The organism is Sandarakinorhabdus sp. FBCC-B8862 (genome assembly GCF_059745315.1).
The window spans coordinates 2,020,181-2,042,939 of record NZ_CM185574.1 but is presented as its reverse complement, the minus strand read 5'-3'; the positions used below and the strand labels follow the sequence as shown (position 1 = coordinate 2,042,939).

Here is a 22,759-nt window from a genome sequence, read left to right as displayed (position 1 = left end):
CCAACCGTTGCACGATATGCATGCTGGCAGGGAAAAGTGGCAAAAAAAGGGGCCCCGGCGGGTGCCAGGGCCTCTGAGTTTCGAAAAGCCCTGCCAAGGCAGGACTTCACGGGTCGCATGATGGTGATACGGCAGCAGCGGGCGGCGCTATTGTAGATTTCCGACAAAATTGCGGTTTTTTGCGCTGCAATGCCTGCAGCAACCGCCTATGCCGGGCCGATGGGCAGCATTTCCACCCCAAGAACCGCAGGGCGGCTGGCCTTTCCGGCGATGGTCACCGGTTCCGCCTGTCTCGCCTTCGGGCCGTGGCTGGTGCGGCTGGCCGATGTGGCGCCGCTTGCCTCCGCCTTCTGGCGCCAGGCGCTGGCGGTGCCGTTCCTGCTGCTGTTTGCCTTGCGAGCGCCGGGCGGGCGCGGCCTGCCCGCCGCCGGCCGCAGCGGGCTGGCGCTGGCCGGGCTGGCGGGCGTCGCGTTTGCCGCCGATCTGTCGGTCTGGCACCTCGGCATCATGCGCACCACGCTGGCCAACGCCACGCTGCTGGCCAATGCCGCCACCTTCCTGCTGCCGCTCTATGGCCTGGTTGCGCTGCGCCAGCGGCTCAGCCGGCCGCAATGGTGGGCGCTGGCCACGGCTGCGGCCGGCATGGCGCTGCTGCTCGGCCGCAGCGCCGAACTGTCGGCCACCCATCTGGCTGGCGACCTTCTCTGCCTTGGCGCCGCCGTCTTCTACACCGTCTATCTGATCGCCATCGAAAAGCTGCGCGGCCGGTTGGATGCGATGCCCGCCCTGGCGCTGGCCACGCTGGCGTCTGCCGTTGCCCTCGCCCCACTCGCAGCCGCTGGCCGGTTCTGGCCACAGGATTGGACCCCGATCATCGCGCTTGCCATCGGCAGCCAGGTCATCGGCCAGGGCCTGATCGTCTATGCGGTGCGCCACCTGTCGCCGCTGGTCGTCGGCCTCACCCTGCTGGTCCAGCCGGCGATCAGCGCCTTCATCGGCGCGGTGCGCTTTGGCGAGGTGCCGGGGCCGCCCGAGCTGCTTGGTGCCGGGCTGGTGGTCGCCGCCCTCGTGGTGGCGCGCCTGCCGGTCGGCAAGCCGGCCTGAACGCCTGCCATGAAAAAGGGCGCTGCACCCCTTTGGTGCAGCGCCCTTTTTGCATCCAGTTCAGCCGGGCGGCTTACTTCAGATAGGCCGAGATGAACTTGTTCATTTCGAACATCGAGCACTCGTCCTTGCCGAACAGCGCCTTCAGCTTGGCATCGGCCACGATCATGCGCTTGTCGGTCGGCTTCTGCAGGTTGTGGGCGCGGATATAATCCCACACCTTGGCAACCACCTGGCCACGCGGCAGCGGGTCATTGCCCACCACGGCCGCCAGCGGGCCCTGCGGCGTCAGCGGCTTCATCAACGCGTCCATCTTCTTGCCCGCGGGCTTGGCGTCCTTGGCCATCTCAATCCCCTTCGTTGTTGCTGGCCCTTTTGAGGCCGGTCACATCAGATTGACCCTGATGAATGGCTTAAAGCGGGCTTCCCCAGCGAAGCGCAAGCGCAAAATGCGTGAATGCCAGGCTGGTGACGGCCAAAGCCGGTTGAACGTGACAAAACTGCCACCAGTTTGCCGGTCAAAACCGCCGCAGGAAGCGGATCTGCCACCAGCGCGGCCGGTTCAGCGTGGCGGCACCGGCCACCGCGCCATCCACCATCACCTGATCAAGGCAGTTGTCACACTCCAGACTGACCAGCCAGCCGCCCTCGCTGATGTCCAACTGCACCGCTGCATCCACCTGCCAACCCGCCGGGGCCAGACCGCCGGGGGCGCCGGGCAGCCCGGCCGCCGCCACCTGCATGGCGCTGCGCCACCGCGCCGTCACGCGCGGCACCAGATCGGCACCGGCACCGGCCAGCCGCTGGTGCCAGGCGGCCGACAGGCTGGCATTGACATCGGGGGCATAAAGCGGCCGCGGCGGCCCGCCAGCCGGCGCCGCGCCCTGCCAGCGCGCCTGCTGCACCGCCAGGCTGCCGGCCAGTTCCAGCGCCGGCAGCGGCCGGGCACTGGCCCACAGATCAAGGCCATGGTTGCGCATCAGCGCATTGCCGGGGTTCACCGCCGCCAGCGGATCCAGGCCCAGCAGCGGCGACACAGGCGCGCGGGTGCGGTCCACAAAGCCGGCGGCGTTCAGGCGCAGCCGGCCGGCCCAAAGATCGCCCTTCACCCCGGCTTCGTGATGCCAGCCGGTTTCGCGCGGCAGCGCCGCCAGACCGGCAGTGCTGCGCGCCAGCAGATTCCAGCCCACCAGCCGCGCCGTGCGGGCACTGCGCACAAAGATCAGCGCCTCACCCAGCGCCAGCCCGGCGCCGATATCGCCGGTAACCAATTGCGCCTGCTGGCGCGGCGCGGCCGGCAGCACCAGGCACTCGCCTGGCAGGCAGGCGGCGCGCCGGTCGGTCAGCGCCAGGGTCACGTCGCTGTCGGTCAGGCGCAGGCTGCCGGCCAGTTCCAGCCGGCCGCTGGCCTGCCAGCTTGCCCGGCCCATGATGTAGCGTCCGGTCTGCGTCTGGCTGATGCGCCGGTCGACAATCAGCTGGCTGCCACTGCCCACGCCGCTTGTGTCGGCCGCCAGCCGGGTCTCGCTGCTGTCGGTCACGCCGGCTTCCAGCCCAAGGCGCAGCACATTGAAATCCGCCGTCAGCGTCAGCCGGTGCTGCTGGCCGTTGGTGACCAGCCGCGCCACCTGGCCGTTGCCCGCCAGATCCAGCCCCAGCCGCCCGGTCTGGCGGGCAAAGCCATTGTGCAACGCCAGTGTGAAGCGGCCGGATTCCCAGCTGAAATCAGATGCATAAAGCTGCAGATCGGCGCGCTGGCCCAATGGCTGCCGGGCCAGATCGGCGCTGATCGGCCCCCACAGGCCGGGGGCATCAAAGGCGAGGTTGGTGGTGGCCGTGCTGGCGATGTAACGGCCGTCGCACATTGTCGCCGCCAGCGGATTGCAGCGGCTTGCCGGCAGATTGCCCGCCTGCGACCGGTGATAACTCGCCGATACGGCCCAGCGCAGACCCGGTGCCAGATCCAGATCCACCAGCGCCGAAAGGCCGGCGCGCTGGCCGCGGTTCAGCCGTTGTCCGGTGGCGACATTGTTCAGCCAGCCCAGATCATGCTGCAACTGGCCGCCCAGGCCCAGTCGCACGCCGGTGCCCAGCGGCAGGTCCAGCCGGCCCAGCACGCGCCGGCTGCCAAAACCGCCCGCAGCAAATTCGCCGGCGCCGGCCAGTTGGGTGCCGGCCCGGCGCAGATCATGGGCAAGCCTGCCCGCCGCATCGCCGGCATCCGGCCCGCTGGCCAGCAGCAGATCGGCATCGCCCAGCGCCGGCAGCAACGGTGCCTGGCCGGGCAGGCTGATGCCGTTGATGGCGATATCGGGCCGGGCGCGGCCATGTTGGGTGATCAATGCCGCCGTGCCATTGCCGGGGCCGGGCAGCGCCAGCCAGCCCGGCGCGGCGCGCAGGCCATCGGCCAGCGTAGCGGGCGCGCGGGCATCGCGGGCATCGGGATCAAGCCACCACAGGGATTTGATGACATCCTGTGCGGCCCGGTCGGCCTGCCAGCCCTGCAGCCGGGGCTGGGCCAGTGGCGCAGCCTCGGCCGCCAGCAGCGGTGCCACAGGGATTGGTGCCAGCACCAGCAGGGCCGATGCCAGCAATGCGGGCGGCCGCATCACGGGGCGCTTCAGCGCGGGCCGTCGCGACCGGTGGGCTGCCCGCCCAGCGGGCCGCCGGCGGCGCCCACCGCACCGACATTGCCGAACAGGGTTTCGAAAAAGCCTTCGGATTTGCCCAGCGTCGGCGTCTTGTCGTCCACCGGGTTGATGCGGGCGATCTTCTCCATGCCGCGGCGTTCCACCTTGGCCACATTGCCTTCGGCATCAAAGCTGACGACCAGCACCTGCTGCGCCAGCGTCTTGGGCGCGACAAAGGCATATTGGCCGGTCAGGCGGCTGACATAATACCAGCTGCCGGTGTCGAACTGCGCGGCAAAGGTGGGCCGGCCCAGGGTGCGCGACACCGATTCGCGGTTGTCCACCCCCGGCAGGATCGAAGTGAACAGGGTTTCATCGATCAGATAGCCCTGGTTGGCCTTGATGCGCGAGCAGCCGGCACTGGCCAGCGCCGCCGCCGTCAACATCATCAGGGTCACACTGCGTTTCATCATTCTGGCTCCAGACCGGTCGACGCCCCCGCCCCCGGCTGCGGGCCGCCGCCGGCTGCCCAAAGGCGGCAACCCGTGCGACAATCCCGTTCGCGTTGTCATTATGTCAGTCGCGGCGATTATGCTAGCGCTTGCCGCATGTCGATCCTTGCGAGCCTGAAACGCCTGGTTGCCGGGGCACCGCCGAGCCCGGTGGAGCAGCTTTATGCCGCCGTGGTGGCCGAAGCGCGCCGGCCAGACTGGTATCTGGATGGCGCCGTGCCCGACACGCTGGATGGCCGCTTCGACATGGTGGCGCTGGTGCTGTCGCTGCTGCTGCTGCGGCTGGAACAGGTGACGGGCGGCAATGTCCGCCACCCGGCGGCGCAATTGTCGGCCGATCTGGCTGATCGCTTCATCGCCGACATGGAAGCCAATCTGCGCGAGGACGGCATTTCCGATCAGGCGGTGCCGCGCCATCTGGGCCAGATGATGGCGGCGCTGGGCGGCCGGCTGGGCGCCTATCGCGCCGCCCGCGGCGACGCCGATGCCATGGCCGAGGCGCTGCAGCGCAATCTCTATCGCGGCGCCGATGTGCCCGATGCGGCCGTGCGGCATGTGGTGGGCGAAACCCGCCGCCTGTCGGGCCGCCTTGCTGCCACCAGCTTTGCCCGGTTGAACGCCGGCATCATGGAGCCGGCGAATTGACCGCGCCGGTGCCGGAATTCAGCCATCCGTTGCGCGCCCACGAGATCGGCGGCACGGTGCGGCGCGTGGCCATCAGCGCCAATGATGCGGAGCGGGCGGCGCTGGCGGCCCGCTTTGACCTGTTGGCCCTGACCAACCTTTCGGCCAGTTTCGAGGTGAAGCGCGAGGCGGCCGGCATCCGTGTCACCGGCACGGTGACCGCCACCGGCGATCAGGCCTGCGTGGCCAGCGGGGAGCCGGTGCCCTTCCGCCTGAAGGAGGCCGTGGCCCTGCTGCTCAGCGATGCGCCCGATGGCGGCGAGATCGAACTGGCCGCCGATGATCTGGATGTGGAGCCGCTGGCTGGCGACATCGTTGATCTGGGCGAAATCGCCGCCCAGGCGCTGGCGCTCGGCCTCGATCCCTATCCGCGCCGCCCGGGCAGCGTGCCCGGCCTGCTCAGCGAGGAAGAAGCCGCCGAGGCGCGCAGCCCGTTTGCGGTGCTGAAGGGCAAATAGGCCTCAAAATGGTAACTACGGGGAAACTCTGTAACTGTCTGTTCGGAATACCTCTTTCTTGCTGATTAATCAACACATTTTTGGTCTATCTTCCATCAGTGTGTAACTATTCAACCGTTCGGACTCGGCTTAGCTTGCTCGTTGCCCGCTCCATCTGATTCGAAGCAGCCGTCTCGCGGCTTCGGCGAGGAAGGCAACAAAAGCCTGAACGGTTCCACGCCCAACGCGATTGCGATGCGTGCCATATTGTCGACAGACATGTTTTGTTCAGACCGCTCGACGGCACTCACATAAGTGCGGTTCAGGCCCGCTTCGAATGCGAGTTTCTCCTGCGACCAGTTCCGATCAGCCCGCGCCAGCCTGATGTTCCTGGCGAGGACGTCTCGAAGTTCGCTACGGGGTGTTCTCTTCACCCCCCGACTCTTTCGTCTTGCAGGTTCCGTGACGACCGGTTTTAAGATACATTCGGAAGGACAGAGGAGGTCGGTGGTGGCTGCGGTTAAAAGACGCTCAGCCCGGATGGGCTATAGGGCGACGGACGAGTTTCGCGAGCTGGCGGTGACGCACGCACTGTCCGGACAGTTCAGCATCCCAATGCTGGCCGATATCTATGGCATTGGTCAGTCGACTCTATATCGCTGGACAGCTGCATCAAAGCGCACCTCCAACCAACTCGGACCAGCTCGAGCCTTGCAGCAGAGCTTCGACCCAACTGAGCTGATTAGGCGAGAACGTGACGCTTTCAAGATCGTGGCACTAGCGCTCGCTAGGGAACTGGCTCGACAGCGATAAAGTGCTGAGGAGTGAATTCTGCATCCTTCGGAGGACGCGTCAGGCCCGGCCTAACGCGCGTCCGGAATCGTCCAAGAGATGTTAGCGGGATGGCTCAAGGGCCGTCGTCGGGCCAGCAATGAACCACGCCGGGTTTGCCGGAGGCTCCAACTTCTGAGAACGTGGAGTCCCCATGAGCAAGACAACGAACAAGTATACGCCCGAGGTGGGGGAACGGGGGTACGGATGGTGCTGGACCACGAGCGGGATCACGCGCCTCTCTGGGCGGCGGTGGTTTCGATATGTGGCCTTCGTCATCGACAAGTTCACCCGCCATATCGTGCGCTGGCGAGCAACACGCACAGCGCATGCAGGTTTCGCTCTGGATGCATTAGAGTAGGCGCTGTATGTAGGCCGGCCGGCACGCAGTGGTGACCTCATCCACCACTCTGACAGTGGCAGCCAAACTTTCTCGATCTGCTACAATGAACGGCTCGCCGAAGCTGGATTCCAACTGTCAAACGGCAGGGTTAGGGACAGCGATGACAACGCTTTGGCCGAGACGGTGGATGGCCTTTACAAGGCCGAGGTCGCTCATCGACGCGGCCCTTGGCGATGGCTTGAAGCCGTTGAATACGCGACGCTAGAATGTGCCGACTGGTTCAATCACCGCCGACTGCTCGAGCCCATCGGCAACATCCCGCCTGCAGAGACAGAGGAACGCCATTGTGCCATGATCCATTGAACAGCCATCGCCGCGAGAAACAAACCATATAGCCTCCGGCAAACCCGGCGCGGTTCAGCGCTTGCAACATCGCTAGCTTGCCGCCTAATACCTATCACGATGCCTTTCGGTTCCTTCTTCAGCGGTTTTCTGCGGTCGAGAACCGACACAAAGGAGTTGAACGAGTGCCCACCGTCGCGCCACAGCCGAGGAGCAAGCGCGCCTTGAATCACCTTCGACCTGTTCCGCCATCGAGCGCGTCTGTTGATGATAGCGGTGAACTAAAGGACACGCCCGCAAACCGTGCGCTTCACCCGTTGGTGGCCTCGCAAAAGGCCTTTAAAAACCGAAAAATAACTGATGGTGCATTCTATGCTGATGATCAATCCATACTCCTCTGTGGGGGAGTTAAGGAGGAACTGAAAAAGCTAATCGATTCCGGTCTAAAAGTTGATTGTATTGTGACTTCGCCGCCCTACTATGGGCAGCGTGACTACGGTGTTGATGGGCAAATAGGTCATGAGGATCATCCTTCAAAATTCATTGAAGAGCTCGTTGAAGTGTTTAGGCTTTGTCGAAGCGTTCTGAGTGACACAGGTTCTCTTTGGATCAACATTGGCGACACATACTGGAGCGGGAAGGGGGCGCACAAAAGTAAGGAGGCCAAGCAGGAGGCGCGCAGGTTCGGCGTTCGGCCACAAGACAAGCCCGGTGACGGAAAATGGGCTCGTCCCAAGCAACTCTTGCTAATTCCTCACCGCCTAGCGATCGCTCTCCAAGATGAGGGTTGGCTGGTGCGCAACGACAATGTGTGGAAGAAGCCCAATCCTGTGCCCGACCAAGTTCGTGATCGTTGCTCAATGTCGCATGAGTACGTTTTTCACCTAACAGCAAGCCGATGGTACTATTTCAACCGCCTTCCCGTTGGAAGGGAGATGCCGTCTGGTAGCGTTTTACCTCCGCTCGATACGTGGGAGGTCAGGCCATCGAACGGCAATGGGGCTCACAAGGCATCGTTTTCCGAAGACTTGATCCGAATACCGATACTGGCCTCCACTCCGCCGAATGGTATCGTTCTTGATCCATTTAATGGGTCTGGCACAACTACGGTGTTTGCTCGATCCCATGGTTTTCGTTCAATCGGAATTGATATCAGCCCAGATTATTGCGAACAGGCGGCTGCAGCGCTGAGGCACCTTAATGCAGCTTTGACGGTGGGGTCCAAGGAGGGGTATGACGAGTTATCTGAGCCCGGCGACGATTAGGGGAGCTGTCGATCGTCTCGGGGAGTCCCGAGGGCAGAGCATTCTTCTTGATTATTTGGTGTTCAAGCGAGCCTTGGTGATAGATCCGGTTGCTGGCACCGTTGTTACTGGAATAAAGGCCGGACCTTATAATCAAGCCATCGAAGAACTAACAAAGGTTGCAGACCCGACGCAGTCAGAACGTCCCTATTTCCTGCCTCCAGGTGCGCGCCGAGACAGTGGGCGCGGGTATCGCACTAAAAAATATCCTTCCAACGGGCCAAGCGACACAGCTAGCCGTTGGCAGTCCAAAAATGACAGGCCAATCGAACTCTTGGATGGGACATCTCCGAAACAGTTCCGTCCTGTTGTTCGAAACGCCTCTGAATTATCTTCTTTCTTTCTCAATGCAGAGACCCAGACATTCCCCGAAAAACCACGCCTGATTGATCTAGCGATTTGGTATTTTAGAGGATTTGATATAGATACATTGCCAAACTTGGACAATGATCAGCTAGCACATTCCCTCATCGAGGAGATGCGCGCTCGGTGCGGGATTACCGATGAAGAGATTGCGGGCCTCTTCCTAAACGAACCGACGTTCGACGCTCAAATTGTCACAGCTCCGACTGTCGCTAGCCCTGGGGATTACCTACCCGTGCCCCCTGTACAGAGCCAGAAACCTGCATCTTCAAACACCGCTACACTTGGTTCAAAAGGTGGAACAAACGCTATAGACGACGTGGTTAATTTTGTATCCGCCAAGGGATTTGTGTTTGATCCTTGGCAGATAGCGGCGTTTATCACTGCAGTTCGTACTAAGCCATTTGTTATCCTCGCCGGCATCTCAGGCACAGGCAAGACCAAGTTACCAAAGCTTGTCGCAGAAGCCACAGGCGCTCAGTTCCGTCGCATACCTGTTCGACCCGATTGGACTGACAGCAGCGAACTTTTAGGTTACGAAAGACTTGGCGCCGGGGCCACCTTTGTTCCTGGGCATTTACTTCGCGTGGCTCGTGAAGCGCAGCACAACCCGGATCAGCAATTCTTCGTGTTGCTTGATGAGATGAATGTTGCGCGTGTTGAGTACTACCTTGCTGAAGTGCTAAGTCACATTGAAGAGCGCGAAGTCAGACCTGATGGTTCTATAGCTTCCGATCCATTAGTTCCAAATGCCTCTGATGACGAGTGGCAGAGGGTTTGTTTGCCAGGGAACCTCACAATTATTGGCTCAGTGAATATGGACGAGACAACGTTTGGATTCTCGCGCAAGGTTCTTGATCGTAGCTTTGTGATCGAATTCTCGACCGTGTCGTTATCGTCTGTGAACCCTCCAACTGCTGTCACGCCATCAGCCAGCTGGTCGGTAAAAGACTGGGAACAGCGGGCGCTGTCATTAGCTGCCCACCCAAATCACAATCATGATGATATCGGTCGTGTGATCACCGCACTTGAGACGATCAATCAAGCCCTGCGCCCGTTGCAGATGCAGATTGGATACCGGGTTCGGGACGAGATTGCCATGTTTGTACTCAGCGCACAGGACTGCCCGGAGAGCTTTGTCGGTAGCGATGCATCAGTCATCAACGCGCTTGACGTGGCTATCGCGATGAAGGTCTTGCCGCGAATTCAGGGTACAGGTCCAGCGCTACGGACGAGTTTAGAACAACTCATAATCTGGGCCGACCCACAGGGCGCCACGGCATCGACAACTGGAATCGAGACGGAGTCGTTTCCATTTTGTGCTGACAGGCTGCGGATGATGCTCCAGAGGCTCGATGAAACTGGATTTACGTCGTTTTGGTTATGACCAAACATACGGCTCTGCTTACGATCGAGACAAGCGAGGGTCTGATTGAGGTACGTGGCAGCCATGAGCCTCGTGCTGGTCTCTTGGCAGGCATCGACGTTAGCGGGTTAGGGCGATTGGTCCTCTCCGGAAGCGTCGACATAATTCGAGCCACCTATCTCAACTTCGCAGGAATCGAACAGGAGTGGGACCCGTCGCGGACAGGAGGCCCAGTTCTCTTCGAGGATGTCACCTACCACGTATGGATCGAAGGCAACGTTTCGGCGCCGGTAATACGCCATAGGGATCCACTTTTTACGCGGGACCTGACTAGCCGCCCAGAACGGAAGATCGTTAGCGGAACATTCAACTTAGGGCGGCAAATCGGCGTTTTGCCATTTACGGTGGCATTCGCTGACCGCCATCTGGACATCGCGCTCGAGGTGGTGCCGACAAAAATCGACTACGCTACTGACTATGAACATCTAATTTCCGAAGTGGCAGCCAGCGTTCGCGGACTCGCCTTGGAATACATGCGGTCTACCCATCGACTTGGAGATCGCACTCAACGCCAAACCACGGAGATTGAGTGGCTGTCCAGCCTTCGGCAGCAGGTCGCTGAGTTACAGAGGGCATTCGCACACATCAATCAAAGGCCTTTCCGTCATTTGATTCGTGAGGTGCGACCCACTGCTAACCACAGGATTCGTAGGCTCGATAGCGTTGCAAGACGCGCCATTATGCGAGGCAAGGGTAGCGGCACAGTCGATCAAGTGCCTGGACTCGGTCCAGTACGGCGAGTTGTCGACAGCGTAACAGCAGTGAGCGCTCTCAACACCCCAGAGCATTGCTGGCTTCGACTTCAAACAGGGCTTGTTCTCCAGCAGCTAAGATCTCTGCAAGTGGCGCTGGCGAACGAAGCGCGCAAGACGCAGCGCGCAGTCGGTGAGCGTCGCGTAGCAGAGCAGGCTGAGGTAAGTGACCTCGCCGACAGCGTGGGATCGTTGCTGCAGATGGATTTTCTGCGTCAGGCAACTTCACCGGCCCGCCAAACTTCGCCTTCGCTGACCATGCTCGGCGCCCCCGGTTATCGAGACGCGTACCGAATTCTCTCGGGCTTGCGACTTGGCCTAGCTGTCAGTGGAAATGCGTTGCAACTCCAAACAAAAGACATCCACGACCTCTACGAGTTATGGTGTTATCTGACAGTTGTCGATCTGGTGTCTACTTACACCAATACCGAACGCGATTTGACGGAATTGGTTAAGCCCTACAATGGGGCACTGCGCGTCGATCTACAAGCTGGGAGAGAAAGTGAAATCCCGCTTCGTGGAAACGAGCGAACGTTCTATATAGCCTACAACCGAGGTTTTGGAGGCGAAACCGGAGAACAGAAGCCAGACATTGTGATCCGCGTAGAGGAGCGTGATAGGCCAGACATAATCATCGTTTTGGATGCTAAGTACCGAGTAGACGCGTCTTATCAGTACCGCGAAAAATTTGGTGCGCCTGGCCCCCCAATTGAGGCCATTAACGCTTTGCACCGCTATCGCGATGCAATCGTCATCAGCCAAAACGAGAAGTATAGACCCGTCGTTCGTGGGGTCGCGCTATTCCCTCTGACAAGAGAAGAAACTGAGCAATATGGGGCTACGAGCAAGCTACGTACGTCCCTTTCAACTCTTGGGATTGGCGCGCTTCCGTTCCTACCGGGAAACACGACCCTTGTATCGGATTGGCTAGAATGGTTGCTTCAATTGCCGGCCGAAGATTTGGCTTGGAACGGGCTGGCCGGGCCTGTTACTCAAGCTTAAGAACGGTGCGCCGCAATTGACGTGCACCCCTGAATTGGTCCCATTTTTGGGTAGAGTCCGTTTCTCGAGGAGACGGACGCATGAAGCGGAGCAGGTTTTCGGACGAGCAGATCATTGGGATCGTGAAGGAGCAGGAGGCGGGCATGGCGACTGCCGAGGTCTGCCGGCGGCACGGGATCAGTTCGGCGACGTTCTACAAATGGAAGGCCAAGTACGGTGGCCTGGAGGTGTCCGAGGCCAAGCGGCTTCGGTCGCTGGAGGATGAGAACGCCAAGCTGAAGAAGCTGCTGGCGGAGGCGATGCTGGATATCGCCGTGTTGAAAGACATCAGCTCAAAAAAATGGTGACGCCCGACGCGAAGCGGAATGCGGTCGCCCATGCCCGGGAGACGTTCGGGCTGAGCGAGCGGCGGGCGTGTCGTCTGATCGGTGTCGCGAGGCGGGTGGTTCGATATGAACCGACCCGTCCCGATGATGCTGGCTTGCGCACCAGGTTGCGTGAGCTGGCTGGCGAACGGCGGCGGTTCGGCTATCGGCGCCTGGGGTATCTGCTGGCGCGCGAAGGGCATGCGCCGAACCACAAGAAGCTCCTGCGGATCTACCGGGAAGAAGGGTTGAAGGTGCGCCGCCGTGGCGGCCGCAAGCGGGCGTTGGGCACCAGGGCACCTATGACGATGCCGCAGGGGCCGAACCAGCGCTGGTCACTCGACTTCGTCAGTGATGCGTTCGCCTGCGGCCGGCGCTTCCGCATCCTGTGCGTGGTCGACGACTTCACGCGTGAGTGCCTGGCGCTGGTGGCCGACACGTCGCTGTCCGGTGCAAGGGTGGCGCGGGAGTTGGACAGCTTGGCGGCCGTCCGCGGCAAGCCGCTGACGGTGGTCAGCGACAATGGCACCGAACTGACCTCGACCTCCATCCTGCGCTGGGCACAGGAGCGGCAGGTGGAATGGCACTACATCATGCCGGGCAAGCCGACGCAGAACGCCTTCGTGGAGAGCTTCAATGGCCGGCTGCGCGACGAATGCCTGAACGAGACCCTGTTCACATCGCTGGCGCACGCCAGATCGATCCTCGCGGCCTGGAAGCACGACTACAACACCGTCAGGCCGCACTCGAAACTGGGCGGATGCACCCCTGCCGAGATCGCCGGCCAACGGGGTTGGGGGCATGCCCCCAACCCCGTTGCCATCACATCAACCATCAGCCATCAAAGCACAGGACTCTACTTCTGATCGGTACCAATCAGGGGTGCACGTCACGGTCAGCACGATGAGCAGAAGGAATCACGCGCGCACACGCGCGTCGAGTGGGACCTGATCGACTGAGTCAATGTAACGCAGGATCAACGGGTTATCCCGCAGAGTGCGGCACCTTGGTGCGACGCGCCTGGTGCACACGCCGCCAATCGAGTCCCTCCAGCAGGGCGCCAAGCTGGGCAGCGGTCAGCCGCATTACCCCGTCGTGCACGCCGGGCCAACTGAACCGGCCGTTCTCCAGGCGCTTGGCCATCAGGCACAGGCCGGTGCCGTCCCACCAGACCAGCTTGATCCGATCAGCCTTCTTCGCGCGGAACACATACACGACGCCGGAGTAGGGTTGGCCGCCAAGCTCGGCGGTGACCAGCGCCGCCAGCCCGTCCATCCCCTTGCGGAAATCCACTGGCCGCGTTGCCACCAGCACCCGCGTGGCGCCGGTCGGGCCCAGGCTCGTCATCGGCGGCCCTTCAGCGCGTCCAGAACCGCCGTGATCAGCGCGGCATCGGCGCCACGGCCGATGCGCACTGAGATGCCGTCCATGCTGACCTCGATCGGCGCGGCAGATGCCGTCCGTCGTGACCGGCGTGCACGACGGCCAGACTGGTGCGAACGGTCAGACGGCGCCGCGACGGCGGCCGGTGCCTCGACCACGGCCGGCACGAACAGTGGCGGGTCGACCAGCGCCACCGGCGTGCGCAACTGGCGCCGCCAGGTGAACAGCTGGCTCGGACAAATGCCGTTCCGGCGCGCCACATCGCAGACCGTGCCGCCACCATCGGCATAACTCTCGGCAACGATCCGCGCCTTGTCCTCATCCGACCAGACACGCCGCCGCGCCTTCGCCGTGAACACCTCGATCCGCGCATCCACATCATGGATCGCGCTAGCATCGTCACATGACATCCTCATAGCATCAGCACCGCCAGCAAACCGGGCCAGCAGGACTCGCGGCTCAAACCGCCGTCAGCAAGATGGGGTCAAAACAGCGCTTACCAAGAGCCGATCCATGCTGGCGTTGTAATATTCGTACCTCAGGTACCGCCAGCTCTACAGCGGAAGCTGTTCAATTTTCTGCTCGACCATATCGACGAAGCCGAGCAGCTGATCAACGAAGCCGTTGAGATCAGCATCGAGGGGGATCAGTTCATCATGGACCGCTACAATCTGCCCGCCGCTGACTGATCTCCCGCACCGGAGCCCTTTTGGTGCCAACTCTTATGCAGACCTGCTTCCGCCGTCTGGCACCGTATAAGACTTAAGGCATTGTCAGCCAGCCTTCCGGTTCCGCGCCAGCGTGCGATACACAGTGGGGCGCGACACCTGGAATAATTCCGACAGGTCGCTGATGGAATAATCGCCAGTGTCGTACATCCGGCGCAACTCCTTCTGCTGCTTCTCCGACAGTTTGGGCTGCTTGCCCTTCAGCTTCCCCTTGGCCCGGGCGACAGCCATCCCTTCGCGCGTGCGCATGCGAATGAGGTCGCTCTCGAACTCGGCGAAGGTGGCCAGGATGTTGAAGAACATCTTGCCCATGGGATCGAGTGGGTCATGAACCGTGCTGGCAATCTGCAGTTTGACCCCCCTGCCCTTCAGCTCATCGGCGATGGCTCGCGCATCCGGGACTGAGCGCGCCAAGCGATCCAGTTTCGGCACGACGAACGTGTCGCCCGCCCGGGCTGCGGCCAGCGCCTGATCCAAGCCAGGCCGCGCCCTGTTCGTGCCGGTCAGGCCGTGGTCGGTGTAGATCCGCGCCTCCTCCACGCCCAACCTGATCAAAGCTTCCCGTTGGGCGGTCAGGTCCTGCCGGTCAGTTGAGCAGCGCGCATAGCCAATGGCGATCCCGGTCATAGGGGTCAGTGTACGTTTAAGTCACCTTCAATGCAAATATCAAAGTACCACCTATATGAGACTTGACAGTTTGCGAGCTTACCGAGGGCACCCCCTGCCCCGCGGGCCGCCGATCAGGCTGCCATCCGAATGTCCGATTGAGGATCGGTTTACGGACAGAGCGGGTCAGGCAGCTTCACTCCCTCATCCCGATCTTTCGATAGCGAGGGCATGCGCCCCAGTCCCGGTTATTCGGTGCATGCCAATGCCAAGGCGTCAGGTAGGTTGCTTCGACGACGCCGTGATCTATCTTTTGGGCTTCGCTGCGCTTGAGTTGCGTTGAGCGCGCGCGACCGCGCGCTTGTACTTCAGCGGGATTACTCCGGAGACGTCGATCGCGCATACAATCGGTTGCGGACCGGTCGCCGCGCTTTCGCGCATCGCCCGTGCGCGCGCATGAAGGTGATCCATTACGGCGGAGAAGGGGACAAGTGGGGCGCCCGGTGCGATCTCCCAGCCGCCCGGGCGCGGCTGCTGGTGGACAAGGAGCAGGATGCCGTGACGCGCCTTCTCGTGGCGCAGATACTGACCGCAAAGTTGAACTTCGAGAGCCGCCTCCAACTGCTTGACCGAAAGGCTATCCGCCACCTTGATCTCGACCGGCAGGTCGACGCCGCCATGCCGGCTCGTCAGCGTGATGTCAGGTTCCTTTTCGTCTGCGAGATGGGTCTCGCGCTGTACAGTATAGGCTTCGTTGCGCCGCGCCTCGAGCTGGGTCGCGACCCATCGTTGGACGGCATTCTCGTCGGCCAGTCCCTGCAGCGTATCGCCTTGCGCGAACTTGCCGTGAAGAAGATCATGCTCAATCGCCTCAAGCCTGCGCCGCACTATCTGCTGCAAATCTTCCGTCGTGCGCGGCGCGCGATCGAAACTCTTCTCGAGCGCCACCACGTCGGACGGCAGCCAGGCGACCAGCTCCGAATTCGTCTCGGCATGCCGCTCGGCATGGATGCGCAAATGCTTTCTTCCGATGGGGAAATCAGGAATCTCCGCCAAGCGGCGGATCGCGGCCTGCGTCGCTTCGCCAGGCGTCTTCAGCAGCCTGTCGAAGATCATATTCCGCGCGTCCTGCGCCTCATCGCGCACTCCCGGCGAATAGACTTTGCCGTTTGCGCGCACGATGTCGTCCGCGGGCCGGATACCCTCGAATGCAATGACGAGCAGTTGCTCGAGCCGCTCAGCGGAAAGAGGCAGTGGCGGTCCCACGGTGCGATTGAACCGGCTACCGAACAGCCGCGGTAACAAGGTGCAGCACAAGGCGGCCTGGTCATGGCCGTCGAACGTACTCATTTTCTCGCGCAGCCGGTCGACGGCACGATCACCCTTCAGCGCGAAGAGAATCAGCAGATAGTAGGCTGCGATCACTGGGTCGGTCGCCGCCGCCGCGCGCGCTTCGGCCAGCTCCGCCAACCCCTCGGCTGGGAAAGGGTGCGCCTGGATCAGCACCGAGACGATCTTCTCGAGCGCAACGGCCGCGAGATCGTCATGGTCGCGCAGATAACCAATCAGGTCCGGAACCAGCAGCCGGGCAAACACGCCATCGGCATATTCCAGCCGGTCCAGCATCCCGTGGTCCACCTTATCGAGCCGATCGAGCTGGGCGTGGGACGCCCGCCACAACACCGAGCGCACGGCCTCGGGATGGGCTTGGCTGAGCGGTAGGAGATAGGCGGGGAATCCGTTGAGCTCGATCACGGCCAGCCGCGCCGCCTGCGCGGCGCGGGCCGGATCGAGCTGCTCCGCCCATTTCGGGACCGTGGCTGCCGCCAGCGACATGCCGGTTAATGCCATGATGTCGAAGCTCGTGACCGTGCGGCGCTGGGCGGCCTCTTCGACGGTTCCGACCGGAGTGCGATTATAGGCGAACGCCATCAAAGCCTCGCCGAAGCGGCTTGTCATCTCCGGCCCGAACACTGGCTCAACCACATCAAGGCTGTCGATCGAGTAGCGCGAGCGGGACTGGGTTCGCCAGGAGAGGAACTGCCATAGATGATAGAGGCGCGAGTCTACTGTCTCGTCGGTCTGAGGCGACAAGCTGTCGAAGAAGCCCGGATCGCCACGGAGCGTGTTGATGAGGTCGACCCAGCTCTGGTCGCGCGCTTCCGCTAGATCCTCATTGCGCTTCCGCGCCGTCTCGAACCGAGCCGTCCGCTCGACCATCTCGGGCGTCTCGGGCGGCGGCGACCGCCAGGCGGCAAGCTGGGCCGAGAACTCCGCATCGTCGGCGACGGCATCGACAATGCGCTGCAGGTCCGCGCCTGCGCCCCTTAACTGCCGCCAGAGCGTATGCGCCGCGCGGAGCGCCGTCAGCCGTTCCTGCCGGTCGGTTCGCTCCCGCACATCGAGGAGGAGCCAGTCGATGTCAGCGAGGCTCAGCAGCACCGGCCATCCGAGATGCTGGACGAACCAGATGTCGAGCTCGCCATTGTTACGCGCATAGGGGTGCGTGCGTAGCCGCTCGATAGACCGCCAAAGCGAGGTGCGCCGTCGCCCCGGCGATGCGCTAAATGCTTCGCCCAGCGTCTTGAAGCTTGCCTCGGACCCGGTCCGACGGTGCGTTTCGTGAAGCAATAGGAAGAGATCAGTAACGACATCGGGGATGTCCGTCGGATGATAGTCGAGAAGACGAAGCGCCGCACTGGCGGCCATCTCCGAGAAGGCCTCGCGAAACGACTTGCCGTCGTCGACCGTGTCGCCGCTAAGATCGCCGGAGCGAGCGACGACCTCCGTCAGGAACCGGTGCAGGTCTTCCCGGCGCGTCAAGCCCGCAGGCAGCTCACTGCCCAGCGGCAGTATAGACGCAATGTCGTCCTCGGCCGTTACCCCGGCTTTATCGATCAACGCGAAGAATGTCTCAACATCGATCTCTTCCGGGAACAGCTCGTTCAGGGCTTGGAGAATGATCGAGCGTGAGAGGTTGGACCCATGCTCCGCAACATGCCGTGCATAGGCTTTGCGATCTGCCTTGTCGCCGAGTTTAAGAAGAGCACGGCCTGCGAGCAGCTGCGTGATTTCGTCAGTGCTGGGGTCATAGGCGACATGACGTACAACGGGGAGACCGCCTATCTGACCCCCGAAATCGACCAGCCGCAACAGCAGGTGCCGCGCGTCCTCATTGCCTTTGGCGATCTCCCACCAAGCCGCGATATGATCGTCGAGACCGGGATTGGCGAACCGGCGAAGGCCCTGCTCGCCGAACCAGAGCCTCTGCGGATCAATCGACTCAACCTGCGCGAGCGCCGCTGCAAATGCCTTGACCCGCACCGGTATCGGCAACGACCCCGGATCCCCGTAGCGCAGAAGATTATAGGGCGACCGAGCGATCAGTAAGTCGGCGATCACATCATTTGCCCCGGCCAGCCATGCCGACACCTCGACCATCTCCGGCCGAACCAGCCGATAGCCATAGGTGTCGGCAAACAGGAGATCGCTCACTACCGCGACGGGACAGCCATCAGCGAGAAGCCGTTCCAGCCAGCGCGCCATCAAATAGCATCGCAGCGTTGCCTCATTGTCGTTGTGCAGCCGCGCCCGGCCTAACGTCGCCGGGTCGAAGACCGGGCGCCCCAGCAGCAGGAGCCGCTCGCCGTCCGGCCAGTCAGGCAGGATCTCTTCGATCGGCATCGAGCGTTCGGCAGGCGACAGTTGAAGGCCCACGGCAGGGACACGCACGGAATCTCGCCCGCACAGCAAAAAGGCTGCTCCAATCCGGTCGAGGGCGAGAGCGACCTTCGCGAGATCAAGTGGATCGCGCTTGCGGCGAAATGGGTCGGGATCGAGCAGTCTCGCCTTCAGGCTGGCTTCGATCATCTCTCGGAGCGAGCCGAGCCGCTTATGATCGCGCCAGAACTCGACCATCCAACCGAGATCTAGCGGCCGCGCTGCGAATTCCCAGAGGCTGCCATGATCGACCGCAGCCAAGAAGGCATCGATCGTCTGGATGCCTGAGGCACGCGCGAAGCGCTCGACCTGCCAACGGCTGAGCGGCTCCATGATCAGGACAGCGATCTCTTCGCGCGCTTTCGGCGGACTCTTGTCCCGGTTCTGCAGAGTCGCGCGAACTTCGTCAGCGACATCCGTTGGGGGAGGGGGCGGCTCGGAAAGCGAGAGCCATTTCTCGACCGAGGTGCGATCGGCCGTCTTATCCCAATCGGTGTAGCGGCTCGAGATGTAGAGATGAACGCGCTCCTCCAGCCCGGCGATCGCATCGGCCAGCTTCCGACAGGCGGTGTCGAAATGATGTCCTTGGTCTTTGGCTTCGTCGACCGAGTCCACGAATAGCCAGCACGCCGCGGCGGGGTCCGCCCGCCACTGTGCAAATCGCTTGCGGTCGGTCGGAACGAGCGACGCCTCGAGGCCGGCGTCCGCGACGTCACGCACAGTCGCCTTAAAGGCAAATTTGTTCGCCCGACGCAGAACGGAACATTGATGGTCGAACTCGCTGGACTTGCCGCTCCCCGCCTCGGCAAGGACGATGGTGCGACGCTTCTCCAGAAGTTCGGTCCACGCAGGCGTGCATGTAAGATCGTCGCCGAACAACCCCCGAAACGGCCTGTCCTCGTCCCCATCATTGGTAGCCGGACGAAACCGGCGACTGAGATCGTAATGCTCCCCGAACATCTTCTTTCTATATCAGCGCCGTCGAGTCCGTACAGCGCCCCGACGGTCTTTGATGTCTGCGGCGCGAAAACTGACAATGAGGTACCGAGAAAGGGCGGCAGGCCGGCAATTCGCGCCTCTTCTTGGGTGCATCTGGCGGAACCAGTCGGCTCCATGACCGGTAGGCAGTGGCGGGTTTGACGTGTCAATGACTTAAAATCGGCCAGTCTGAATTCGGCCCGCTCGCAGACATGGCTTAGTGTCAGCTCAACCACTGGCTTGCGGACTCATTGCACGTGCTCATTCGCACTCCAAGTTCGGTGCTTTAGTGAACTAATTGAGCGCCCCGCCGAAAGATGTCTATCCATCGATGGTAACCCGGCGACGAAACGACGCGCTGGAGAGAGAAGTGGTGCGTATTAACAAATTCAGCAGGCTCAATTATTAGCGAGCGGCTCGTTTGTTGCTGATTTGGTTCACAGGCATCCGAAAAGTTAAACGCCGGATGTGCTCACCTGCAGATTTCGTCGCTCTGCGTCTTGTAGCTGATCGAATCAGACCACGGCTGCAACACCTCCGAGGGGACCGCGAAAGTGACTGGGAGCGAAACGCCTTCGCTGTCCAGACCACTGGTCACCATGCCAAGGACCTTGCCCGTCGACGGGTCCGCCACCACGCCGCCGCTTATCCCACCGAGGCTAACGGTGCTGATCTGCAGCAGCCGACTCTCTCCACGCTGGATCGCCGGGATAATCGCGCTGATGATTCCCTCGAAGAACGACGGCTGCACGAGCCCGCGGTTGGTCGCCGAGGCGAAGAATAGGTCCTTACCGAGCGGGAATCCCCCGATCACGACTCTGTCACCGACACCGAGCCGAGTAGAGTCGCCCCACGTCACTTTCGGCACGAGGTATGGGGCTTCCTCCGAGTCAGTCGCCGGTGAGATTAACATTGCGATATCGATCAGTGGGTTTCCGGCATTTGTCCGCGGATCTATGAAATTGAGTTGCGCCGCCACGGGATACGGTCGCTGCGCCGGGTGATCGCCGACACGCGTGCTCGCGTAGTAATATGCTTGGCGCTCCGGTACCCGCAGCGTCTTGCAGACGTGCCAGCAAGTCAGGAGCTTACCCTCGCCAACCTGGAAGGCCGTGCCCTGGATGTCCATGATCCAGTCCTCGTGGTTCGGATCCTGGATCGGCATGGAGAGCGATAGGTTGCCGATCGGGACGCCCTCCTTGTTGCCGACGGGCACTATCGACTGCGCGAGCCGCGCTAGCGGGGTCTGGCGGCCCCGGTATGCCCACGGTATGCGAGCGAATGCTTCCCTTGAATTGTTTGGCCTTGTCGACTTCGTCATCGCTTACCTAAGGTTGGTGGGCATAAATAGGCGGAAACTGACGGCGTTTACAAACCGTACGGGTGTTATTGGCCGGGGGCAGGTACGGGTTCAAGTTGACCGTGGGTACGTGTAGCGTCACTGCTTGCAGGATCAATACAGTTGGAGACGAGCGGAAGATGCGTGCAGCCGTCGTAATTGGCGTGGATTCGGTTGGGGGCGGGCTTCCTCGGTTGCAGGCGGCCGCCAGTGGAGCGGAGGAGGTTGCGGAGTGGCTCAAGCGGAGCGATTATCAGGTAGCGCTGTTCACTGACCGAGAGGCGCCGGTCGAACGGAGTCAGATTTTTCGCGCGGTTGCTGGTCTGGTCGATGCGGGTACGGTGGAACGGCTGGTCGTCTACTTCGCTGGCCACGGCTTCTTGAAAGGGCCGGTCGAGGAGTTCTGGCTATTAAGCGGCGCTCCCTCGGACGCATCGGAGGCGGTCAACGTGGTCGCATCTGGAAACATGGCCCGCTATCGCGGCATCCCGGAGATCGTGTTTATAAGCGACGCCTGCAGGGTCGCGCCGATTAGCGGCGTCCACAGCGGTATCGCGGGCGCTTCGATATTCCCGAACCTGGCACCCAGTTCTCGGACAGCCGAGATCGACTACTTTTACGCCACCCGCCCGGGAGATCCCGCGTTTGAACGCCAGGGCACGGAAGCTCAGGCGGCTCACGGCCTTTTCACCCAGGAATTGCTGGAGGCGCACATTGACGCCCCTGAGGATGCGTTGCTGAGGATCGGCAACAGGGATTACGTGCGGAACGATTGGCTGCGCGGCGTGCTGGCCGACCGTGTGAACGCACGTGCCGAGGCCATCTCCTTAACGCTGACGCAGTCGCCAGACGTGCAGGTCCAGATCCGGCAAGGGTACATCGCGCTTAACGAAGCGTCGGGCCGGGGCTTGGGAGGCACGCACGAGGCCACCGAAGAGTCGCCGGCTACCGAGCCGATAAAGTTGTTAAAACTGCACCGGACAGGGCACGAACCAATCAGAGATGTCTCGCGCGACGGTGGGAGGAAACGGGCCGCCGCCAGTTCCACGCGGACTTCTGATGGGCGTACGGGGACGTCCACTGGTCGGGTACGAGGAGGCACGCCGCCGAAGCGTTGGATCGTCAGAGATGCGGCCAAAGACGCCGAGCGGTTTGAAGAGCGCCGGCGCATGATCGGCGCGACAAGCCGGCAAGGCGGGAAAGTTCTCAGAACTGAATATGATTCGAGCCTGAAGTGCGTGGGCGATACCTTCAAAGACATCATTTCCTCAACCGGGCTGAATTTCACGGGCTGGGTTGAACCAGACGGCGACGTCGTTCTCTTCGATTTTAAGGGCCGGGCGTCGCAGGTGGCAGTGTGCTTCGCCGACGGGTGCGGTATGCTCCTGCCCGTGTTGAGCGATTTCGCGTGCGAGGTGGTGCGTCACGAGGGACGCACGCTTGCCGTCACCTACAGTTGGCTCCCACATCTCGAGAACGGCGTAAAGGAACTGCGCGCGGAGGTCCTCGCAGCAGCGACGCTGGGGTTACTCGATCCGACGCGGGAAGCGGCAAGCGAGTTGGCGCGTCGTCTGCGTCACCTGAAGCGCTTTGACCCGATGCTCGGCCTGGTGTCCGCGCTGGCCTACGTGCTCGCAGGTGATTTGGTCGGAGCAGCGTCTGTCCGCGAACATATGCGGCGCGATCTCGGGATCGATCTGTTTGACGCGTGGCTACTTGGGGGGGGCGGTGACGGTCCGGTACCGCTGCTCCCTACGCTGCCGCTTCTGTCGCAAAGCTGGTCGTTGCTGGACATTTTTGGAGCGCAGGTTCCGGAGGAATTACGGCGGCTCGAGCGTGTGCCCGGCTTCTGGACCGTCTTTGAACGGTCGGCGATGGAGGGGGTTGCGCAACTGGTCCGCGCGAGTTGA

At 62.0% G+C, this 22,759-nt stretch carries 17 protein-coding genes and 1 pseudogene; 9 read left to right on the top strand and 9 right to left on the bottom strand.

Features of this window, described 5'->3' with window-relative positions; translation table 11 throughout:
• Nucleotides 1–189 precede the first annotated feature (189 nt).
• A complete protein-coding gene (locus AC6BOR_RS09910; RefSeq protein ID WP_498058289.1) occupies nucleotides 190–1,104 on the top strand; it encodes a DMT family transporter in 915 nt (304 codons plus the stop codon).
• A gap of 73 nt (nucleotides 1,105–1,177) precedes the next feature.
• Here AC6BOR_RS09910 and AC6BOR_RS09905 read toward each other — a convergent pair whose 3' ends face one another.
• From AC6BOR_RS09905 to AC6BOR_RS09895, 3 genes are all read right to left on the bottom strand, one after another.
• Entirely contained in the window at nucleotides 1,178–1,450 is a 273-nt protein-coding gene (locus AC6BOR_RS09905) for an SWIB/MDM2 domain-containing protein (protein WP_498058288.1), read from the bottom strand.
• A 172-nt stretch (nucleotides 1,451–1,622) separates the two neighbouring features.
• Nucleotides 1,623–3,713, bottom strand: a complete 2,091-nt coding sequence (locus tag AC6BOR_RS09900) for a TonB-dependent receptor (RefSeq protein ID WP_498060646.1) — start codon at nucleotides 3,711–3,713, stop codon at nucleotides 1,623–1,625.
• A gap of 11 nt (nucleotides 3,714–3,724) precedes the next feature.
• On the bottom strand, nucleotides 3,725–4,207 hold the full coding sequence (locus AC6BOR_RS09895; protein WP_498058287.1) for an outer membrane protein assembly factor BamE: 483 nt from the start codon (nucleotides 4,205–4,207) through the stop codon (nucleotides 3,725–3,727).
• A 135-nt stretch (nucleotides 4,208–4,342) separates the two neighbouring features.
• On the opposite strand from AC6BOR_RS09895, the gene AC6BOR_RS09890 reads away from it, so the two are divergent.
• Together AC6BOR_RS09890 and AC6BOR_RS09885 are read left to right on the top strand one after the other, a co-directional pair.
• The gene (locus AC6BOR_RS09890) at nucleotides 4,343–4,891 is read left to right on the top strand and encodes a ubiquinol-cytochrome C chaperone family protein (RefSeq protein WP_086115290.1); all 549 of its coding nucleotides are present in this window, start codon (nucleotides 4,343–4,345) and stop codon (nucleotides 4,889–4,891) included.
• A complete protein-coding gene (locus tag AC6BOR_RS09885; protein WP_498058286.1) occupies nucleotides 4,888–5,388 on the top strand; it encodes a YceD family protein in 501 nt (166 codons plus the stop codon). The genes AC6BOR_RS09890 and AC6BOR_RS09885 overlap by 4 nt, the downstream gene beginning before the upstream one ends.
• Before the next feature lie 110 nt (nucleotides 5,389–5,498).
• Here AC6BOR_RS09885 and AC6BOR_RS09880 read toward each other — a convergent pair whose 3' ends face one another.
• A complete protein-coding gene (locus AC6BOR_RS09880; RefSeq protein ID WP_498058285.1) occupies nucleotides 5,499–5,801 on the bottom strand; it encodes a helix-turn-helix domain-containing protein in 303 nt (100 codons plus the stop codon).
• Nucleotides 5,802–6,421: 620 nt separating this feature from the next.
• Here AC6BOR_RS09880 and AC6BOR_RS09875 point away from each other — a divergent pair.
• The 5 genes and pseudogenes from AC6BOR_RS09875 to AC6BOR_RS09855 form a co-directional block, all read left to right on the top strand.
• Nucleotides 6,422–6,904: pseudogene (locus AC6BOR_RS09875) on the top strand (DDE-type integrase/transposase/recombinase); the annotation flags it as partial.
• A 203-nt stretch (nucleotides 6,905–7,107) separates the two neighbouring features.
• Entirely contained in the window at nucleotides 7,108–8,148 is a 1,041-nt protein-coding gene (locus AC6BOR_RS09870) for a DNA-methyltransferase (RefSeq protein ID WP_498058284.1), read from the top strand.
• The gene (locus tag AC6BOR_RS09865; RefSeq protein WP_498058283.1) at nucleotides 8,117–9,937 is read left to right on the top strand and encodes an McrB family protein; all 1,821 of its coding nucleotides are present in this window, start codon (nucleotides 8,117–8,119) and stop codon (nucleotides 9,935–9,937) included. Before AC6BOR_RS09870 ends, AC6BOR_RS09865 begins: the two co-directional genes overlap by 32 nt.
• Nucleotides 9,934–11,730: a DUF2357 domain-containing protein gene (locus tag AC6BOR_RS09860; RefSeq protein ID WP_498058282.1), complete on the top strand. Its 1,797-nt coding sequence runs from the start codon at nucleotides 9,934–9,936 to the stop codon at nucleotides 11,728–11,730. The genes AC6BOR_RS09865 and AC6BOR_RS09860 overlap by 4 nt, the downstream gene beginning before the upstream one ends.
• An 80-nt stretch (nucleotides 11,731–11,810) precedes the next feature.
• A protein-coding gene (locus AC6BOR_RS09855; protein WP_498058281.1) for an IS3 family transposase occupies nucleotides 11,811–12,961 on the top strand; the annotation gives its coding sequence in 2 pieces (ribosomal slippage) (nucleotides 11,811–12,063 and nucleotides 12,063–12,961; 1,152 coding nt in all).
• Nucleotides 12,962–13,079: 118 nt separating this feature from the next.
• Here AC6BOR_RS09855 and tnpB read toward each other — a convergent pair.
• The 5 genes from tnpB to AC6BOR_RS09830 all read right to left on the bottom strand — a co-directional run bounded on the left by tnpB (nucleotide 13,080) and on the right by AC6BOR_RS09830 (nucleotide 20,675).
• On the bottom strand, nucleotides 13,080–13,442 hold the full coding sequence (gene tnpB, locus AC6BOR_RS09850) for an IS66 family insertion sequence element accessory protein TnpB (protein WP_498058280.1): 363 nt from the start codon (nucleotides 13,440–13,442) through the stop codon (nucleotides 13,080–13,082).
• Nucleotides 13,439–13,894, bottom strand: a complete 456-nt coding sequence (gene tnpA / locus AC6BOR_RS09845; RefSeq protein ID WP_498058279.1) for an IS66-like element accessory protein TnpA — start codon at nucleotides 13,892–13,894, stop codon at nucleotides 13,439–13,441. The genes tnpB and tnpA overlap by 4 nt, the downstream gene beginning before the upstream one ends.
• Before the next feature lie 357 nt (nucleotides 13,895–14,251).
• A complete protein-coding gene (locus AC6BOR_RS09840; RefSeq protein ID WP_498058278.1) occupies nucleotides 14,252–14,833 on the bottom strand; it encodes a recombinase family protein in 582 nt (193 codons plus the stop codon).
• A gap of 285 nt (nucleotides 14,834–15,118) precedes the next feature.
• Complete coding sequence (locus AC6BOR_RS09835; protein ID WP_498058277.1) at nucleotides 15,119–19,492, bottom strand: NACHT domain-containing protein; 4,374 nt, start codon at nucleotides 19,490–19,492, stop codon at nucleotides 15,119–15,121.
• Between the two features lie 490 nt (nucleotides 19,493–19,982).
• A complete protein-coding gene (locus AC6BOR_RS09830; protein ID WP_498058276.1) occupies nucleotides 19,983–20,675 on the bottom strand; it encodes a S1 family peptidase in 693 nt (230 codons plus the stop codon).
• Nucleotides 20,676–20,989: 314 nt separating this feature from the next.
• Between AC6BOR_RS09830 and AC6BOR_RS09825 the strand changes: the two genes are divergently transcribed.
• Nucleotides 20,990–22,759 (top strand): caspase family protein, encoded by a 1,770-nt coding sequence (locus AC6BOR_RS09825; RefSeq protein WP_498058275.1) that lies wholly within the window; start codon nucleotides 20,990–20,992, stop codon nucleotides 22,757–22,759.

Excerpts from the sequence above, each read along its gene's own strand:
- AC6BOR_RS09910 (WP_498058289.1), top strand. The coding sequence starts at position 190 with ATGCCTGCAGCAACCGCCTATGCCGGGCCGATGGGCAGCATTTCCACC.
- AC6BOR_RS09905 (WP_498058288.1), bottom strand. The coding sequence starts at position 1,450 with ATGGCCAAGGACGCCAAGCCCGCGGGCAAGAAGATGGACGCGTTGATG.
- AC6BOR_RS09900 (WP_498060646.1), bottom strand. The coding sequence starts at position 3,713 with ATGCGGCCGCCCGCATTGCTGGCATCGGCCCTGCTGGTGCTGGCACCA.
- AC6BOR_RS09895 (WP_498058287.1), bottom strand. The coding sequence starts at position 4,207 with ATGATGAAACGCAGTGTGACCCTGATGATGTTGACGGCGGCGGCGCTG.
- AC6BOR_RS09890 (WP_086115290.1), top strand. The coding sequence starts at position 4,343 with ATGTCGATCCTTGCGAGCCTGAAACGCCTGGTTGCCGGGGCACCGCCG.
- AC6BOR_RS09865 (WP_498058283.1), top strand. The coding sequence starts at position 8,117 with ATGACGAGTTATCTGAGCCCGGCGACGATTAGGGGAGCTGTCGATCGT.
- AC6BOR_RS09860 (WP_498058282.1), top strand. The coding sequence starts at position 9,934 with ATGACCAAACATACGGCTCTGCTTACGATCGAGACAAGCGAGGGTCTG.
- tnpB (WP_498058280.1), bottom strand. The coding sequence starts at position 13,442 with ATGACGAGCCTGGGCCCGACCGGCGCCACGCGGGTGCTGGTGGCAACG.
- tnpA (WP_498058279.1), bottom strand. The coding sequence starts at position 13,894 with ATGAGGATGTCATGTGACGATGCTAGCGCGATCCATGATGTGGATGCG.
- AC6BOR_RS09840 (WP_498058278.1), bottom strand. The coding sequence starts at position 14,833 with ATGACCGGGATCGCCATTGGCTATGCGCGCTGCTCAACTGACCGGCAG.
- AC6BOR_RS09835 (WP_498058277.1), bottom strand. The coding sequence starts at position 19,492 with ATGTTCGGGGAGCATTACGATCTCAGTCGCCGGTTTCGTCCGGCTACC.
- AC6BOR_RS09830 (WP_498058276.1), bottom strand. The coding sequence starts at position 20,675 with ATGCCGATCCAGGATCCGAACCACGAGGACTGGATCATGGACATCCAG.
- AC6BOR_RS09825 (WP_498058275.1), top strand. The coding sequence starts at position 20,990 with ATGCGTGCAGCCGTCGTAATTGGCGTGGATTCGGTTGGGGGCGGGCTT.